Source organism: Lactobacillus delbrueckii subsp. bulgaricus (assembly GCF_046938665.1).
GTDB classification, from domain to species: Bacteria; Bacillota; Bacilli; order Lactobacillales; family Lactobacillaceae; genus Lactobacillus; species Lactobacillus delbrueckii_C.
Genome location: NZ_JBKZCD010000002.1, coordinates 190,117 through 202,306, shown reverse-complemented (window position 1 = coordinate 202,306; position 12,190 = coordinate 190,117). Strand labels below are relative to the sequence as shown.

11 protein-coding genes are annotated in these 12,190 nt (G+C 52.4%); 10 read left to right on the top strand and 1 reads right to left on the bottom strand.

Annotated features, from left to right (window positions below; all coding sequences use genetic code 11):
- Positions 1-10 precede the first annotated feature (10 nt).
- Positions 11-1,627 carry a peptide ABC transporter substrate-binding protein gene (locus ACLUXO_RS02355; protein WP_412136180.1) on the top strand — a complete coding sequence of 539 codons (1,617 nt, stop codon included), beginning with the start codon at positions 11-13 and terminating at the stop codon, positions 1,625-1,627.
- 61 nt (positions 1,628-1,688) lie between these two features.
- Here the strand turns inward: ACLUXO_RS02355 and ACLUXO_RS02350 are convergent, their stop codons facing one another.
- Positions 1,689-1,994 (bottom strand): hypothetical protein, encoded by a 306-nt coding sequence (locus ACLUXO_RS02350; protein WP_412136179.1) that lies wholly within the window; start codon positions 1,992-1,994, stop codon positions 1,689-1,691.
- A 174-nt stretch (positions 1,995-2,168) separates the two neighbouring features.
- Between ACLUXO_RS02350 and gmk the strand changes: the two genes are divergently transcribed.
- From gmk to ACLUXO_RS02305, 9 genes are all read left to right on the top strand, one after another.
- Complete coding sequence (gmk, locus tag ACLUXO_RS02345; protein ID WP_300616186.1) at positions 2,169-2,783, top strand: guanylate kinase; 615 nt, start codon at positions 2,169-2,171, stop codon at positions 2,781-2,783.
- A gap of 1 nt (position 2,784) precedes the next feature.
- Complete coding sequence (rpoZ, locus tag ACLUXO_RS02340; protein ID WP_270447704.1) at positions 2,785-3,006, top strand: DNA-directed RNA polymerase subunit omega; 222 nt, start codon at positions 2,785-2,787, stop codon at positions 3,004-3,006.
- Between the two features lie 62 nt (positions 3,007-3,068).
- A complete protein-coding gene (gene priA / locus ACLUXO_RS02335; protein ID WP_412136178.1) occupies positions 3,069-5,450 on the top strand; it encodes a primosomal protein N' in 2,382 nt (793 codons plus the stop codon).
- Positions 5,451-5,462: 12 nt separating this feature from the next.
- Entirely contained in the window at positions 5,463-6,410 is a 948-nt protein-coding gene (gene fmt, locus ACLUXO_RS02330; protein ID WP_003611980.1) for a methionyl-tRNA formyltransferase, read from the top strand.
- On the top strand, positions 6,400-7,716 hold the full coding sequence (gene rsmB / locus ACLUXO_RS02325; RefSeq protein WP_412136177.1) for a 16S rRNA (cytosine(967)-C(5))-methyltransferase RsmB: 1,317 nt from the start codon (positions 6,400-6,402) through the stop codon (positions 7,714-7,716). The genes fmt and rsmB overlap by 11 nt, the downstream gene beginning before the upstream one ends.
- A gap of 5 nt (positions 7,717-7,721) precedes the next feature.
- Positions 7,722-8,477 carry a Stp1/IreP family PP2C-type Ser/Thr phosphatase gene (locus ACLUXO_RS02320; RefSeq protein ID WP_412136176.1) on the top strand — a complete coding sequence of 252 codons (756 nt, stop codon included), beginning with the start codon at positions 7,722-7,724 and terminating at the stop codon, positions 8,475-8,477.
- Positions 8,467-10,494, top strand: coding sequence for a Stk1 family PASTA domain-containing Ser/Thr kinase (gene pknB / locus ACLUXO_RS02315; protein ID WP_412136175.1), 2,028 nt, complete (start codon positions 8,467-8,469; stop codon positions 10,492-10,494). The genes ACLUXO_RS02320 and pknB overlap by 11 nt, the downstream gene beginning before the upstream one ends.
- The gene (gene rsgA, locus ACLUXO_RS02310; protein ID WP_412136174.1) at positions 10,495-11,388 is read left to right on the top strand and encodes a ribosome small subunit-dependent GTPase A; all 894 of its coding nucleotides are present in this window, start codon (positions 10,495-10,497) and stop codon (positions 11,386-11,388) included.
- Positions 11,389-11,417: 29 nt separating this feature from the next.
- A complete protein-coding gene (locus ACLUXO_RS02305) occupies positions 11,418-12,101 on the top strand; it encodes a thiamine diphosphokinase (RefSeq protein ID WP_412136173.1) in 684 nt (227 codons plus the stop codon).
- The last annotated feature ends 89 nt before the right edge of the window (positions 12,102-12,190 follow it).

The following is a 12,190-nucleotide window of genomic DNA, read 5'->3' as shown; positions in this document are numbered from 1 at the left end:
GGACGAAAAAATGAGACCCATTAAGAATAAAGCGCCGCTGGCTCTGGCGGCCTTGTCAATGATTATGCTGACGGCTTGCGGCAAATCCGATAGCCAGGCCAGCAAGAAGCAGGAATTTTCCTGGTCGACTTCAGCTGAAATTTCGACCATTGACATGTCCAAGGCCAGCGATACTGTCAGCTTCGACCAATTGCGGAACACAATGGAAGGCTTGTACCGGACCGGGAAAAACGGCAAGTTGATGCCGGCCCTGGCCACCAGCAGCACGGTTTCCAAGGACGGCAAGACCTATACCTTTACTTTGCGCAAGTCCAAGTGGAGTGACGGCAGTCCGGTCACGGCCAAGGACTTTGTCTATTCCTGGCGAAGAACGGTCAACCCCAAGACGGCTTCAGAATATGCCTACTTGTTTGAAGGCATCAAGAATACCACGGCAATTACTGCTGGCAAGAAGCCTTTATCCAGCCTGGGCGTGAAAGCAGAAGGCGACTACAAGCTGGTCGTGACTTTGGACCGGCGGATTCCTTACTTCAAGAACTTGATGGCTTTCGCCCTCTTCTTCCCGCAGGCGGAAAAGGCGGTTAAGAAGTACGGGTCCAACTACGGGACAGCTTCTAAGTACATGCTTTATAACGGGCCGTATGTGCAAAAGGGCTGGACGGGGTCCAACCTGTCTTGGAAGATGGTCAAGAACAAGTACTACTGGGACAAGAAGAATGTCAAGATCCAGCAGATTGACTGGAGCGTGCAGAAGACGCCGTCAACTGCCTACAACCTCTACCAGTCAAACAAGCTGGACGCCCTCAGCCTGGACTCTTCCCAGACCAAGCAATTGGCTAAAAAGCCAGGTTTCCAGCTGATCAACAATGGTGGGACGGCCTACCTGCAATACAACTTGCAAAAGGACCAGAACCTGGCCAACGTCAACATCCGCCGGGCCATCTCCATGGCTATTGACCGGTCTGGCCTCTGCAGCACTTTGGGCGGCAACAACCAGCCAGCCAAGACCTTCACGGCCAAGGGCGTCATGTATGCCGGTGACAGTGAATACACCAGCGGTGTTGCCAAGACTTCAGAAGCTTATAACAAGTACAGCAAGACTGAAGCCAAGAAGCTCTTTAATGAAGGCCTGGCGGAATTAGGCAAGTCATCCATCACGATTTCCATCATGGCTGATGACACTGACTCTGGCAAGAAGACAGTAGAAGCCCTGCAGAGCGAATTGACCCAGACCCTGGGCAAGATCAAGGTCGAAACCACGACCGTGCCGTTTAAGACCCGGATGGCCCGCCGGGAGGAAGGAAAGTTCGATGTCATGGTTTCCACCTGGATCGCTGACTTCAATGACGCTATTTCTTTCCTGGACCTTCTGACCAGCAACAACAGCAGAAACTACGGTAAGTGGAGCAATAGTGAATACGACCGCTTGATCGCGGACTCCAAGGTGACTGCTTCTAGCAGCCAGCGGGTAAGCGACCTGCAAAAGGCCGAAGCCATTCTGCTGGAAGATGAAGGGATCACCCCAATCTACTACATCTCAACTGCTTACTTGATCAGACCGGAAATCAAGAATGTCTACAACGACAACCTCGGCGGCTGGCAGTTCAAGTACGCCAGCGTGAAATAACGAAAAGCGTAAGAGAACATAAGTGCAAAAAGAGTCTGGAAAAGCCAGGCTCTTTTTTGCTTTAAGGCAGTTCAACTGTTAAAATGTCATTAATGTCAAGCAGGTAAAAAATCTTGTTGTCGGCATCCCGGAAAACGAAGCGGCTGGGTGAAATCCGCTTGGTGATCTTGCCGACCCGCCAGCTGCCGTCATTCAAGGTGACCAGGAGATACTGCCTCTTCAAGAAGGCCAGCTGCAATTTAGCTAAGTTAACCGCCAGGCTGTCGCCGCGGAGGGTGAGCCGGTCTTCGTCATAAGCAAAGAGATAGTGAAAGGCCTTCTTAAGGGGCTGTGCGGCTTGGTTGGCAAGGTTTTGAAATTTGGACATGGTGAAGACTCCTTTAAGTAAATCATTTTCGAACGCCTGTTTGTAAACTAATTATACGAACGAATATTCGAAAAAGCAAGCCCCTTTTTTAAAAAAGCTTTTTTCGGCCTTAAGACTTGATCAGAAGGCGCTTATGGTCCAAAATAGAATTACTAGTCAAAAAAAGGAGCTATCATGGCAGATAAAGGATTACTGTTGGTTTTGTCCGGCCCGTCCGGGGTGGGCAAGGGAACCGTCAAAAGCGCAATTGTTGAACACAAGGTCTTCCCCTTCGAATACTCAGTCTCAATGACTACCCGCAAGCCCCGTGAAGGTGAAGTGAACGGGAAAGACTACTACTTCGTGACCAGGGAAGAATTCAAGCAGGCGATTGCTGATAATCAGCTGCTGGAATACAACGAATACGTCGGCAACCTTTACGGGACACCTTTGGGCCCGGTCAAGGAAATGCTGGCTGCCGGCAAGGACGTCTTGCTGGAAATCGATGTCAACGGGGCCAGAACGGTTCGCCAACAAATGCCAGATGGCGTCTTTATTTTCTTGACGCCGCCTGACCTGCACACTTTAAGAGACCGGCTGGAACACCGGGGCACGGAATCCGAAGACGTGATCCGGGGCAGAATTGCCCAAGCGCGCAAGGAAATTCTGGTGATGCAGGACTATGACTACGCGGTAGTCAACGACACTGTCGCCAACGCCGTCAACCACATTAAAGCAATCGTTGACGCTGAACACGTCAGCGTCAAGCGCGTGATCGACGATTATCGGAAAATGGTTAAGGAGGACTAAGATGAGAATTACCTACCCATCAATTGACAAGCTGCTAGACGAAGTTGATTCAAGATACTCACTGTCAGTTCTGGCTGCCAAGCGGGCTCATGAACTGGAAGCCGGCAAGCCGGGCGCTTTGGACAACTACCACAACTTGAAGCCGGTCGGCCAGGCATTGGAAGAAATTGCTGCCGGCAAGGTAACGATTGACGCTGACCCTCACGGTGAAGCCGACGAATAATCCTTGAAGAGGAGCGGACCAGAAGCCCGCTCCTCTTTTAGCGTAAAGGAAGGGAGAAGGACTTGATCGCAGAAGTTATTGTCGATGTGGCCGCCCACCAGACTGACCGCGTTTTTGAATACCAGATCCCTGATGACCTGGAAGTTGAAATTGGCAGCCGGGTAGTGGTGCCTTTTGGCCGCCGCAAGGTTCAGGGCTTTGTCGTCGCCGTGAAAAAAAGCAGCGACTTTACCGGCCAGTTAAAGGACCTGCTCTTAGTGGTCGATGAAATGCCGCCTTTAACACCGGAGCTGGTCGCCCTGTCCAGCGACCTGGCCCGGCAGATTTTTGCCTACCGGATCAGTATCCTTAAGACCATGCTGCCGGGTGTAATGCGGGCCAACTACCGGAAAATTCTCCTGCCAAACAGCCCGCGGGCAGAGCAAATGCCTCTTTTTGCCGGAGACCCGGTGGATTTGGCCAACTTAGAAGAGCCGCGCATGATCAAGCTGGTCAAGCAGCTCCTGAATAAGGGGGAGGCCAGGATAGAATACCTGGTTGAAAATAAGGCGAAAAAGAAGCTGGTTTCAGTCTACTATCCGCTTCTGTCAGCCCATGATTACCAGAAGATTTTTGCAGAAACTAGAAAAACGGCCAGCCAGCAAAGAAAATTGCTGGCAGATTTAGCCGGGGATTTTGCGGCTTATCCTAAAAGCCGGGAAGAATTGACCAGCCTGGGCATCAGTTCAGCAACTTTAAAAACGGCGGTCAGCAAGAAATGGCTGCAGGAAAAAGACCAGGAAAAATACCGGCGGCCAACCAAGCCGGTTGCTCCCAGCCGGCCACTAGACCTGAATGACGAGCAGGCCGCGGCCTTGAGCCGGGTCAGCCAGGACATCAAGGGCCGGGTCAGCCAGACCTTTCTTTTAGAAGGAGTGACAGGGTCCGGGAAAACCGAAGTTTACCTGCAAGCGATCAGCCAGGCCCTGGCCTTGGGCCGGACAGCCTTGATGCTGGTGCCGGAAATTTCCCTAACCCCCCAGATGGTTAAGCAGGTCCAGGCCCGCTTTGGCCAGCAGGTGGCGGTTTTACACTCGGCCTTGTCGGAAGGGGAGCGCTATGACGAATGGCGCAGGATCCGCCGGGGTCAGGCCCAGGTGGTCGTAGGTGCCAGAAGCGCGGTTTTTGCCCCCTTGGACAATTTAGGCCTCATCATTATCGATGAAGAGCATGAAGGCTCCTACAAGCAGGACAACAATCCCCGCTACCATGCCCGGGACGTGGCAATTTGGCGGTCCCGCTACCACCACTGCCCCTTGATTTTGGGCAGCGCGACGCCGTCTTTGGCCAGCCGGGCTCGGGCCCAAAAGGGGGTCTACCAGCTTTTGCGCTTAAAAAAGCGGGCCAAGAGCCAGCCTTTGCCGCGAGTCGACTTGCTTGACTTAAAACATGTCCAGTTTGCCGGCAGCCAGTTTGACATCTCCTGTCCATTGGCTGAGGCGATTCAAAAGCGGCTTGAGAAAAAAGAGCAGGTAATCCTGCTTTTAAACCGGCGGGGTTTTGCCAACTTCATGCTCTGCCGCAATTGCGGCTTTGTCTTAAAGTGCCCTAACTGCGACTTGTCCTTGACCATGCATAAGGACACCTGGACGATGCAGTGCCACTATTGTGGCTACCAAGAAGCTGTCCCAGAAATTTGTCCCAACTGCCGGGACCGGCAGATCCGCTTTATGGGGACGGGGACGCAGAAGGTGCAAGAAGAGCTGGCTGAGCTTTTTCCGCAAGCTAAAATCCTCCGCATGGACGTGGACACGACCCGGAGGAAGGGCAGCTATGACAAGATTTTGACCAGTTTTGGCCAAGGAGAAGCCAACATCTTGCTGGGCACGCAGATGATCGCCAAGGGCCTGGACTTCCCTAATGTAACTTTGGTTGGGGTAATCAATGCCGACACTGGTTTATGGCTGCCCGACTACAACGCTTCTGAGCGGACTTTTGAGCTGCTCACGCAAGTAGCTGGCCGGGCAGGGCGGGCCGACAAGGAAGGGCAGGTCATGATCCAGACTTATAATCCGGACCACTACGCTATCCGCCTGGCGCAAAAGCAGGACTATGAGCTTTTTTACGCTAAAGAAATGCAGGTCCGCCATGCCGGCGACTACCCGCCTTACTTTTACACGGTCCTGGTCTCCGTTTCAGCCAAAAATGAGCAAAACGCGGCCCGGGAGGCTTTTAAAATCAAACGGCAATTGCAGAGGGAATTGCGGGCGCCGACTATTATCTTAGGGCCGGCTCCGGCAACGATCAGCCGCTTAAAGAGCCAGTATTATTACCAAATACTGGTAAAATATAAAAGAGAAAAACACTTAAATGAGCTCCTGCACCAGATCCAGGACCAGGCCCAGGAAGTGAAAAAGTACGGCCTGACTGTCGAGATCGATTCAGAGCCAGAGAGAATTATGTAAAGGAACAAAAACGTGAATTCAGTAATCTTTTTAGGAACGCCGCAATTCGGCGCTACAGTTTTGGAAGGCCTGATCAAGGCCGGTTATCATATTTTGGCCGTGGTTACCCAGCCGGACAAAAAGGTTGGCCGCAAGCAAAAGGTCGTTTACTCCCCGGTCAAGGAAGTGGCTTTGGCCAACGACTTGCCTTTATACCAGCCAGTCCGCCTGTCCAAGTCAGCTGAACTTGACGAATTGCTGCAGCTTGACGCCGATTTCATCATCACCGCGGCCTTTGGCCAGTTTTTGCCGACTAAATTCTTGAAGTCCGCTAAGATCGCGGCTGTTAACGTGCACGGGTCCCTTTTGCCGAAATACCGGGGCGGGGCACCGATCCAGTATGCGGTCAGAAACGGGGATGCGGAAACCGGGGTCACAATCATGGAAATGGTCAAGGAAATGGACGCCGGCGACATGTATGCCCAGGCCAGCCTGCCGATCAGACCAGATGAGACCAGCGGGGAAGTCTTTGAAGAACTGGCTCCGCTTGGCCGGGACCTGCTTTTGGAAACTCTGCCAAAGATTGCCAGTGGCGAAATTGTCAAAAAGCCGCAGGATCCAAGCCAGGTAGTCTTTTCCCCAACCATCAGCAAGGCTGAAGAAAGAATTTCCCTGAAATTGACGGCTAAGGAAGCCAAGGACCTGATCCGGGCCCTCAATCCGGACCCAGGCGCCTACCTGGTCATCAAGGGCCAGCGCCTGAAGGTCTGGAAGGCAGAAGTGGCTGATGACAATACCAGTCTGCCAGCAGGCCACCTTTTGACCAACCAGGGCCGCTTTGCTATCAGCTTTGCCGGCAACACGGTCTTGAACCTGCTTGAAGTCCAGCCAAATGGCAAGAAGGCCATGGCCATCAAGGACTTTTTGAACGGGCAGGGGAAGAAGTTTGCAGCAGGAGAAAAGATCGTAGATGAAGACTAACGCCCGCACCGTGGCCCTGGACACCTTGATGAAGGTGATCAACCAGGGCTCATATTCAAATATCAGCTTAAACCACGCGTTAAAGGCGGCTAAGCTGCCAGGTGAAGAGAGCCGGCTGGCCACCAACCTAGTCTATGGGACCATCCAATACCAGCTTTACCTGGAATACCAGCTCAAGGACCTGGTCAAGGCCCGGCTGAGAGAGCCATATATTAAGCCTCTTTTATTGCTGTCGGCCTACCAGATCTTCTTTTTAGACAAGGTGCCAAACCGGGCAGTTTTAGACGAGGCCAACAAGCTGGCTAAGGCCTATGGCCGGCCAAAATCCAGCGGCTACCGCCTGGTTAACGGGATTTTGCGCTCGCTTCTGCGGCGGGGAGAGGTCCTGCCGGAAAAAGACGCGCCAGACTATCTCAGCGTCAAGTGCAGCATGCCCCTTTGGCTGAGCGACTATTTCGTAGCCAACTGGGGCAAGAGCCGGGCAGAAAAAATCATGGCCAGCTTCAACAGCAAGGCGAAAAACGAAATCCGGATTTCGGCTTTGGCTGATGAAAAGCGGGTCGTCCGGGACCTGGACCGGGCCCATTTTGCCCCTCAGGAGTCGCCTTTGGCCAGCCGCAGCTATGCCTTAAGCCGGGGCGGGATCGTGATGACCGACTTTTTCAAAGATGGTGAAGTGACGGTGCAAGACGAAGCAGCCAGCCTGGTGGCGGAAGCCTTTGACTTTAAGGGAAATGAGCAGGCCCTTGATGCCTGCAGCGCCCCAGGCGGCAAGACCATCCAAATAGCTGAGCAATTGCCTGACGGGCAAGTGACTGCTCTGGATATCCATGAAAAGAAATTGCGTCTGGTCAAGGAAAATGCCGCCAGAATGCGGGTTGCTGACCGGGTCAAGGTCAAAGCTTTGGACGCGCGGAAGGCAAGGGAGTATTTTTCCGGGCAAGAATTTGATAAGATATTGATAGACGCACCATGTTCCGGTCTGGGACTGCTGCGCCGCAAGCCGGAAATCCGCTACACGAAAACAGCGGAAGACATCAGCCATTTGGCTGAAATCCAACTGGACATTTTGAACGAAGTATCCGGCTTGCTGAAAAAGGGCGGGGAGTTAGTCTACTCCACCTGCTCAATCTCTGTAGAAGAAAACGAAGAAAACGTGCGGAAATTTTTAGCCGCGCATCCAGATTTTGCATTGAAACCATTTGAAACGGCCAAGATCTCCGCGCCCAAGGGGATGCTGAAGATCCTGCCCGACAGCTACAACAGTGATGGATTTTTCATTGCCAAGTTTACGACAAGAGGTTAGTACTTGTGATTAAAACGGCATTTGCTTCAAGCATTGGTAGAGTTAGAGAGAGCAATCAAGACTTCGTGCAGATTTTTCAAAATCGCGTTGGGGTAACCATGGCCATCGTCTGCGATGGGATGGGTGGCCACCAGGGCGGCGACGTTGCTTCCACGATGGCAGTCAGCCACCTGGGCCACAATTTCGCAAGCACCGACCTGCACGACAAGAATCTGGCCAGAAAATGGCTGGACGTCCAGCTGCGCTCAGAAAACGAAACGATTCTGAAGGCCGCAGACCGCTTCCCGGACTTGAACGGGATGGGCACGACGATTGTCCTGGCCATGTTCTTTGACCAAGAAGTCTTGCTTGCCCACCTGGGTGACTCCCGGGCCTACAGCTACTCTGAAGGGAATTTCCGCCAGATCACTGAAGACCACTCTTTAGTCAATGAACTGGTCAAGATGGGGCAGATCACCAAAGAACAGGCGAAGACCCACCCGCAGAAAAATATCATTACGCAAGCCTTAGGCGTTTCAAGCACTATTGATCCGGAATATAATGAACTTGAAATGAAGACTGACGACGTGTTCCTTCTCTGCACTGACGGCTTGACCAATTCCCTATCGGATCCTTTGATTCAACAGGTTTTGGCGACCAAGGGCCTGAACCTGCAGGAGAGGTGCAACAAGTTGGTCAATGAAGCCAATCGTCTGGGCGGCGGTGACAATATTACCGTCTGCCTGGCCGTAAATGAGGAGGATGGCGCGAGTGATCAATAAAGGTTATTTGCTTGGAGACCGTTACCGGATCGTCGACACCCTGGGTGAAGGCGGGATGGCCAACGTCTACCTGGCTGATGACATAATTTTGAAGAGACAGGTCGCCGTTAAAATTATTCGCCTTGACTTGCAGAAGGACTCCCAGGTTCTGGCCCGCTTTCAAAGAGAGGCCCTGGCCACCAGTGAACTGAGCCACCCTAATATTGTCTCCGTTTTTGACGTGGGGACCGACCATGGCCTGCCATATATGGTCATGGAGTACGTAAAGGGGCCCGACCTAAAGGACTATATCCGGGAAAACAGCCCGATTCCCCTCCCGCAAGTCGTCAAGATCATGGACCAGATTTTGTCAGCGATGGAACTGGCCCACAAGCATAACGTGATTCACCGCGATTTGAAGCCGCAGAATATTTTGATGGACGAAAAAGGCAACATCAAAATTGCCGACTTTGGCATCGCGGTTGCCTTGAACCAAAGCGCGATCACCCAGACCAATTCGGTCCTGGGTTCGGTGCACTACATGTCTCCTGAGCAGACCCGGGGCGGGATGGTCACCAAGCAGTCTGACATCTATTCTTTGGGGATCATCCTGTATGAGGCCTTGACCGGCCATGTGCCTTTTAACGGGGAAACACCGGTGGCAATTGCCCTTAAGCATGCGGAAGACGATATTCCGTCCCTTAGAAAGCAAAACAAGGCTATTCCCCAGGCCATGGAAAACGTCGTTTTAAAGGCGACGGCCAAGGACCCACGGGACCGGTATGCTTCCGTGGCTGAAATGAAGGCTGACCTGGACACCAGTCTGGATCCCAGCCGGGCTGGTGAAGCAGTTTACCGGCCAAGCCACGGCAATAATGATGAAACTAAGATCCTGCCAGCCTTGAACGGCAAGGTCATGCAGGCTGAAAAGGCCAAGGAAGGCAAGGCTGAAGAGCCAAAGAAGCGGTCTTTCTGGGCAAGTATCAAGAAATACAAGTGGTGGTGGATCGGGTCATTATTCCCGGTTTTCGCCATCTTGCTCTTCATGTTTTTGGCAGTTGGCCACAACAATGTCCGGGTGCCGGACGTCGTGAACATGACGGAGAAGGCTGCCAAGACTTCTTTAAAGAGCTCGGGCCTGGCAGTAGGGGCTGTGAAGCGGACTTACTCCAGCGATGTTAAAAAGGGCAAGGTGATTTCGACCACGCCGAAGGCCAACAGCCCCGTTGACAAGGGGCGGAAGGTCAGCCTGCTGGTGTCCAAGGGGCCAAATTTGACCAAGGTTCCCGATGTTGAGGGCCTTTATTTGTCGACCGCCAAAAAGAAGCTGAACAAGCTGGGCTTCAAGGTTAGGAGCCGGGAGGCACCATCAAATGAGTACCTGCCTGGCTTGATCATTTCCCAGAGCGTCAAGGCCGGCCGGAAGGTGGATGCCTCTAAGACGACGATCACTTTGGTGGTGGCCGTTGCTTTAGAAGACCAGCCTAAGCCTTCAAGCTCCTCCAGCAGCAAGAAGGCAACTTTTAAACTGGCCGATCTGAAGGGCAAGAGCCTGGAAGATGCCCAGTCTTACGCGAAAAGCAAGAAGCTGAACGTCAAGGTTGAGAAGGACTACTCTGACAGCGTGGACAGCGGAGACGTGATTTCCACGGATCCTGCCGCCGGCAGCGAGGTCTCTGAGGGTGACACTTTGACGATTACGGTCTCCAAGGGGGCTGAGAAGAAAGAGGTCAAGAAGACCTTCACGGTTGACTACCAGGCTGCAGAGAGCTCATCAAGCTCAAGCGAGTCAAGTGATGAATCCAGTGAGTCAAGCTCCAGCTCTTCCTCCAGCCAGGGCAACCATGTCCGGATTTATATCCAGGACGACGACCACAGTCTCGGCAATATTTACCGGGACCTTTACATCACCAAGGACACGGACTTTACGATCACTTTTTCTGTTACTAAGGGTGACGGTAAGATCAAGATTGTCCGTGATGGCCAAACTGTAGTTGATGAGACGATTTCGGCAGATGATAGTGAAAGCGGGAATTAAATGGCAGAAATAGTACAAGGAACGGTAGTTTCTTTGATTGCCGGCTACTACGACGTGCAAACGCCGGCAGGAGTCGTGCGGACCAGGGCCCGGGGCGTTTTCCGCAAGAACCGGGAGAAGCCCCAGGTCGGTGACAGCGTGCAGGTCAAGCTGGATGAACAGGGCTTGGCTTATTTGGTGAAGATTCTGCCCCGGAAGAACCGGATCGGCCGGCCGGCGGTGGCTAATGTCGATCACGTGCTTTTGGTCATTTCGGCAGTTGAACCAGATTTCTCCACCGCTCTCCTGGACCGCTTCCTGGTCTTTTTTGCCTGGCAGGGAGTAGAGGTAACAATCTACCTGTCAAAGAGCGACCTGCTGGAAAAGGAAAAATTGGCAGTAATTGAAAGCCAGCTGGCTTACTACCAAAAGATCGGCTACCGGGTTTACCTGGACAGGGAAAGCCTGGCAGCAGAACTTCCTAAGCAGATCGGGGAAAGCGAGATCTGGACTCTGGCTGGCCAGTCAGGGGCGGGGAAGTCAACCCTGCTGAACTTTATCAAGGAAGACGCGGGCCAGGCGACGGGCGCGATCTCAACCAGCTTGAACCGGGGAAAACATACAACCCGGACGGTTACCCTTTTCAAATTAGGGGAAGGTTTTTTAGCAGACACGCCAGGCTTTTCGGCAATTGATCTGACGCCGATCAAGCTGAATGAACTGTGTACGTATTTTAAAGAATTTAAGGCCTTGAGTACGGGCTGCAAGTTCCGGGGCTGCCAGCACCTGCATGAACCGAAGTGCGCGGTCAAGGACCAGCTGGCTTTGGGTGAAATCGCGGCTTTCCGCTATGATGACTATTTGGCCATGCGAACGGAAATCGAGGAAGGCCGGATGCCGGAATATTTGAAGTGATGAAATAAGTTAGGGTAGGGTGTTTTGTGATGGACGCGGCAGTGTTGCTTGGCGGGCCAAAGGAAGAATGGCCGGCCGATTTGAAAGACCAGCTGAAGCAGGCTCAAGAAAAGGGAGACCTTTTAATCGGGGTCGACCGGGGAGCCCTGCTTTTGCTGGAATTAGGCTTTAGGCCGGATTTGGCAATCGGGGATTTTGACTCGCTGAAGGCTGATGAACTGGCCTGGGTAGAAGGGACGGTCGCGGATATCCGCTATTCGGTGCCCAAGAAGGACTGGACCGATTCTGAATTGATGCTGGGGATTGCTTTTGGCGATTATAAGATTGACCAGCTAAAGGTTTATGGGGCTACTGGCGGCCGGCTTGACCACGCGGCGATCAATGCTTTTGGCATTTTGAACCCGGACCTGCGCAAGTATGCCAACCAGCTGACCTTGATTGACAAGCAGAATCTGATTTTTTACCGGCAAGCTGGCAGCTACGAGATTAAGCAGCAGGACTATACTTATTTTGGGGTAACCTGCCTGATGCCAGTAGAAGACTTGACGATCGAGGGAGCTCTATATGACCTGCCTCCGTATAGCGGTGACTACTTGCGGTCTTTTACTTCCAATGAGTTTTTGCCAGATAAGGATAGCTGCCGGTTATCCTTAAAGAAAGGCTTAGTAGCGGTTGTTTATTCTAAAGATTTAGACCGCTACCAAAAGGCTTGATTTACAAAAGATAGTATAATTAATATTAGAAAAAAGTCTCGCTGAAAAGCGGGACTTTTTTGCGCCTTTGACGTGATTTTACAAAGAAA